The 5,797-nt window shown below is 74.5% G+C and carries 2 protein-coding genes; both read left to right on the top strand.

Annotated elements, in window-relative coordinates:
• On the top strand, positions 1-679 hold a 679-nt coding region (locus DD1DGNOD_RS28170; RefSeq protein WP_241255772.1), incomplete at its 5' end, for a phosphopantetheine-binding protein.
• Positions 680-685: 6 nt separating this feature from the next.
• The coding region (locus DD1DGNOD_RS16245; protein ID WP_131770493.1) for a type I polyketide synthase at positions 686-5,797 on the top strand (5,112 nt) is incomplete at its 3' end.

Genomic DNA, 5,797 nt, shown 5'->3' with positions numbered 1-5,797 from the left:
CGCGACCGTCCGCCGCGCCACCGGGGACGACGGCACGGGGTACGGCGCGGGCGACGGCGCGACCAGGTCGGGAGCGGGGACGTCGCTGGCCGAGCGGCTCGCCGGTCGTCCCGAGGACGACCGGAACCGGATACTGCTCGACCTCGTGCGCACGACCGCGGCGACCGTCCTCGGTCACGCCGACGCGGCCGCGATCGACGTCGACCGCGGGTTCCTCGCGTCCGGGTTCGACTCCCTGACCGCGGTGGAGTTCCGCAACCGGCTCGGCGCGGTCGCCGGACTGCGGTTGCCGACCACGCTGCTGTTCGACCATCCGACCCCGGCGGCGCTGACCGCGCACCTGCGCACCCTGCTCATACCTGCTGCGGAGAGCAGCAGCGGGACCACGGCCGGGAACGCCACCATCCCGTCCCCGCGGCGGGAATCGCTCACCGACGTGCTGGACCGGCTGGGGACCGTCCTGACGGCCGTACCCGACGCCGACGCCGACACCGATGCCGACGTCCACGAGCAGGTCGCGGCCAGGTTGCGGCAGCTGGTACAGGCCTGGGACGGTCGCAGGCCCGCGGGTGGGCGGGCCGGTTCCCTGCCCGGTGAGCTGGCGGATCTCCAGTCGGCCGACGACGACGAACTGTTCGACGTGCTCGACAACGAGCTGACAACCCCGTACGGAGGCTGAGCTCACATGTCCCCCGCGTCCCCTGCGTCCTCCCCGTCCCCCGTTCCCAGCACCGGCTCCCGCGGGGAGAACTCTCACGCGGAGAACTCCCGCGCGGAGAACCGCGAGGAAAAACTGCGCGACTACCTGCGTCGCGCCACAACCGACCTGCGCGCCGCCCGCGCGCGGGTACAGGAGCTGACGTCGTCCCGGCACGAGCCGATCGCGATCATCGGAATAGGCTGCCGCTACCCGGGCGGGGTGCGCTCGCCGGGCGACCTGTGGCGGCTGGTCACCGACGAACGCGACGTGGTCGGCCCGCCGCCCGAGGACCGTGGGTGGAACCTCGACGACCGCTACGACCCCGACCCGACCCGGTCCGGCGCGACCTACGCCCGCGAGGGTGGCTTCCTCCCCGACGCGGGCGACTTCGACGCCGCCTTCTTCGGCGTCTCCCCGCGCGAGGCGCTCGCGGCGGAGCCGCAGCAGCGGCTGCTGCTGGAGGCCTCGTGGGAGGCGCTGGAACGCGCCGGTATCGACCCGACGACGCTGCGCGGCTCCGACACCGGCGTGTTCGCCGGGGTGATCGCCTCCGACTACGGTGCCGGCGCCGGCGCCGAGGCGACGCAGCCGCTGGAGGGATACGTCCTGACCGGCGGGACGACCAGCATCGCCTCCGGCCGGGTGGCGTACACGTTCGGTTTCGAGGGCCCGACCGTCACCGTGGACACCGCCTGCTCGTCGTCGCTGGTGGCGCTGCACCTGGCCGTGCAGGCGCTGCGGGGCGGCGAGTGCGGGCTCGCGCTGGCCGGCGGCGTGACCGTGATGCCGACCCTGCGGTCGTTCGTCGAGTTCTCCCGGCAGCGTGCGCTGGCGGCCGACGGCCGGTGCAAGGCGTTCGCCGCCGCCGCGGACGGTTTCGGCCTCGCCGAGGGTGCCGGGGTGCTGCTGCTGGAACGGCTGTCGGACGCGCGCCGCCGCGGCCACCGCGTCCTGGCGGTCGTGCGGGGATCGGCGGTGAACTCCGACGGTACGAGCAGCCAGCTCACCGCGCCGAGCGGGCCGTCCCAGCAGCGGGTGATCAACGCCGCGCTCGCCAACGCCCGCCTCAACCCGGCCGACGTCGACGCCGTGGAAGCACACGGCACCGGCACCACCCTGGGCGACCCCATCGAAGCCCAAGCCCTGCTCGCCACCTACGGCCAGGACCGCCCCACCGACCGCCCCCTGCTACTCGGCTCGGTCAAATCCAACATCGGCCACACCCAGGCCGCCGCCGGCGTCGCGGGCATCATCAAGATCGTGGAGGCGTTGCGGCACGGGTTGCTGCCGAAGACGCTGCACGTGGACGCGCCGTCCCCGCACGTCGACTGGTCCACCGGCGCGGTCGAACTGCTCACCGAGACCCGGCCATGGCCCGAGGTCAACCGTCCCCGGCGGGCGGCGGTGTCCTCCTTCGGGATCAGCGGCACCAACGCCCACGTCATCCTCGAACAGGCACCGGCACCCGAGGAGAGCACACCAGACACTGAGACCACACCCGGCGAGAGCGCACCGAGCGTAAGCACACCCGACGCCGGGACCGCGGCCGGGCCGGGCGAAACGGCCGGGCCGGGCGGAGCGGCCGAGCTGAGCGGGCCAGCCGCCGGGTCGACCGGGCCGGCGGTCGCCTCGTCCGCGGCTGCCGGGCCGGTGGCATGGGTGCTCTCGGCGCGGACCGGGGAAGCCCTGCGTGCGCAGGCCGCACGCCTGCACGACTACGTCGCGGCCGAACCGTCCGCGCGTCCGGTCGACGTGGCCGCAGCGCTGGTCCGGGGTCGGGCCGCCTTCGCCCACCGGGCCGCGGTCGTGGGCGGCGACCGGGACGCCCTGCTCACCGGGCTGGCCGGGCTGGCCCGGGGCGAACTGCCGACGGACGCCGTGCGCGGCACCGCCCCGACCGGCCGGCTGGTCGTCTTCGTCTTCCCCGGCCAGGGTTCGCAGTGGCCGGGGATGGCCACGGGCCTGCTCGAGTCCTCCCCGGTGTTCGCGGAGTCGATCGCGTCCTGTGCGGACGCGCTCGCGCCGCACACCGGGTGGAACCTGCTCGACGTCCTGCGTGGCGCCCCCGGCGCACCCTCGCTGGAGCGGGTCGACGTGGTCCAGCCCGCGCTGTGGGCGATGCTGGTCTCCCTCGCGGCGCTGTGGCGCTCGTACGGCGTCCACCCGCACGCCGTCGTCGGGCACAGCCAGGGTGAGATCGCCGCCGCGTACGTGGCCGGCATCCTCACCCTCGACGACGCCGCCCGGATCGTCGCCCTGCGCAGCCAGGCAATCACCGCACTTGCCGGGCGGGGTGGCATGGCCTCGGTGGCGCTGCCCGCGGACGGCGTGCTGGCACGGCTGGAACGCGCCGACGGCGCGCTGTCGCTCGCAGCCGTCAACGGCCCGCGGTCGACCGTCGTCGCCGGCACCCCGCAGGCGCTGGCGGACCTGGTCGCCGGCTACCAGGAGCAGGGGGTGCGGGCCCGGCTCGTCCCGGTGGACTACGCCTCCCACTCGGCCCAGGTCGACGGCATCCGCGACCGGGTGCTCGCGGCGCTCGCGGGGATCACTCCCCGGGCGGGATCCGTCCCGCTGCTGTCCAGCGTGACCGCGGACTGGGCCGACGGCGGCACTCTCGACGCGTCGTACTGGTTCACCAACCTTCGCCGTACCGTCCGGTTCGAGGAGGCCACCCGGGCGCTGCTGGGCAGCGGCCACGACGTGTTCGTCGAGGTCAGCCCGCATCCGGTGCTCGTCGGCGGGATCAACGAGACGGTCGACGCCGCCGGCCGCGCCGGCGTCGGCGTGCTGGGCACGCTGCGCCGCGACGACGGCGGGCCGGCGCGCCTGCTGACCGCGCTGGCCGAGGCGCACGTCCACGGCCTGCCGGTCGACTGGACCGACGTTCTCACCGGCGCCGACCCGTATGCCGTCGACCTGCCCACCTACGCCTTCCAGCGGCGCCGCTTCTGGCTCGCGGCCGGGACGGCGGTGCTCGGGGAGCCCGCGGCAGCATTGGGTTCCGCCGAGGACGGGCTCGGCCTGGACGGCGGGAACAGCGAGCTCAGCGCGGCGGGAGCGGGAGCGGGAACGGGAACGGGAACGCCCGAGCATCCGCTCGCCGCGGCGCTGTCCCCGCAGGCACTGCGGGAGCGGCTGGCCGACCTGGTCCGCACGACCGCGGCCGGGGTGCTGGGGCACACCGGCACGGACCAGATCGACGACGAGCAGACCTTCCGGGATCTCGGTTTCGACTCGCTCGGTGCCGTGCGGTTGCGTGACGGGCTCGCCGCGGTGACCGACCTGACGCTGCCCAGCACGCTGGTGTTCGACTTCCCGACGCCGGCCGCCCTGGTCGAGCGCCTGATCACCCTGGTGTCGGGCGCGCCCGTGACCACCTCGCGGCGCTCCCGGACACCCGCCAACCACACCGAGCCGATCGCGATCGTCGCGGTCAGCGGACGGTGGCCGGGTGGCGCCGACTCCCCCGAGGCGCTGTGGGAACTGGTCGCCGACGGCCGGGACGCCATCGGCGGGTTCCCGTCGAACCGCGGCTGGGACGTCGAGGCCCTCTACGACCCCGAACCCGGCCGCCCGGGGCGGACCTACACCCGTGACGGCGGTTTCCTCTACGACGCCGACCGCTTCGACGCGGACTTCTTCGGCATCTCCCCGCGCGAGGCCGCCGCGATGGACCCGCAGCAGCGGCTGCTGCTGGAGTCCGCCTGGGAGGTGCTGGAACGCGCCGGCATCGACCCGCACACCCTGCGGGGCAGCCGGTCGGGGGTGTTCGTCGGCGCGACCCAGCAGGACTACGGCCCGCGCCTGACCGATGCGCCGCGAGACGCCGAGGGGTACGTGCTGACAGGCAGCACAACAAGCGTGGCTTCCGGACGGCTGGCCTACACCCTCGGCCTGGAGGGGCCGGCCCTCAGCATCGACACCGCCTGCTCGTCCTCGCTGGTCGCGACCCATCTGGCCGCCCAGTCGCTGCGCAGCGGCGAATGCGATCTGGCGCTGGCCGGCGGCGTCGCCGTCATGGCGACCCCGGGACTGTTCACCGAGTTCTCCCGGCAGCGGGGGCTGGCTCCCGACGGCCGGAGCAAGGCGTTCGCGGCAGCGGCGGACGGCACGTCCTGGTCCGAGGGGGTCGGGTTCCTCCTGCTGGAACGGCTGTCGGACGCGCAGCGGGCCGGCCGCCGGATCCTGGCGGTGATCCGCGGCAGCGCGGTGAACTCCGACGGCGCGTCGAACGGGCTCACCGCGCCGAACGGCCAGTCACAGCAGCGGGTCATCGCCGACGCGCTGGCCGCCGCCGGGCTGGCAGCCAGCGACATCGACGCCGTCGAGGCGCACGGCACGGGCACCCGTCTCGGCGACCCGATCGAGGCGGAGGCGCTGATCGCCACCTACGGGCACAACCGTCCCGCCGACCGGCCGCTGCTGCTCGGGTCGATCAAGTCGAACATCGGGCACACCCAGACGGCAGCCGGCATCGCCGGCATCACGAAGATTATTTACGCCCTGCGCCACGGCGTGCTGCCGAAGACCCTGCATGTGGACGCGCCGTCGCCGTTCGTGAACTGGTCGGCGGGCGCGGTGGAACTACTGACCGAGGCCCGGCTGTGGCCCGAGGCCGACCGTCCCCGGCGGGCGGCCGTGTCGTCCTTCGGGATCAGCGGTACCAACGCCCATGTGATCATCGAACAGGCGCCCGACCAGGGCATCTCAGCGGACGTCCCGGCAGACGTCGTCCCGGCGCCTGCGATCCCGGCTGCCGCGACCGTGGCCGCGGACCCCACGACGGCGGTTGTCGTGCCGTGGGTGCTCTCCGCGGCATCACCGGAATCGCTGCGAGCGCAGGCCGCCCGGCTGGCCGCGCACCTCACCGCGAACACCGCGCTACGCCCCGCGGACGTGGCGTTCTCCCTGGCCACCACCCGAGCAGCGTTGTCCCACCGCGCCGTCGTCATCGCCGACGACCGCGACACCCTGCTCACCGGCCTGGACGCTGTCGTCACCGGCCACCCCAGCCCCCACGTTATCCAGGGCAGCGCCACCCCCGGCAAACTCGCCTTCCTGTTCACCGGCCAGGGCGCCCAACGCCCCCGCATG

Source organism: Candidatus Protofrankia californiensis (assembly GCF_900634765.1).
GTDB classification, from domain to species: Bacteria; Actinomycetota; Actinomycetes; order Frankiales; family Frankiaceae; genus Protofrankia; species Protofrankia californiensis.
Note: the sequence above shows the minus strand (reverse complement) of the source record. Positions and strands in the feature narration are given on the sequence as shown.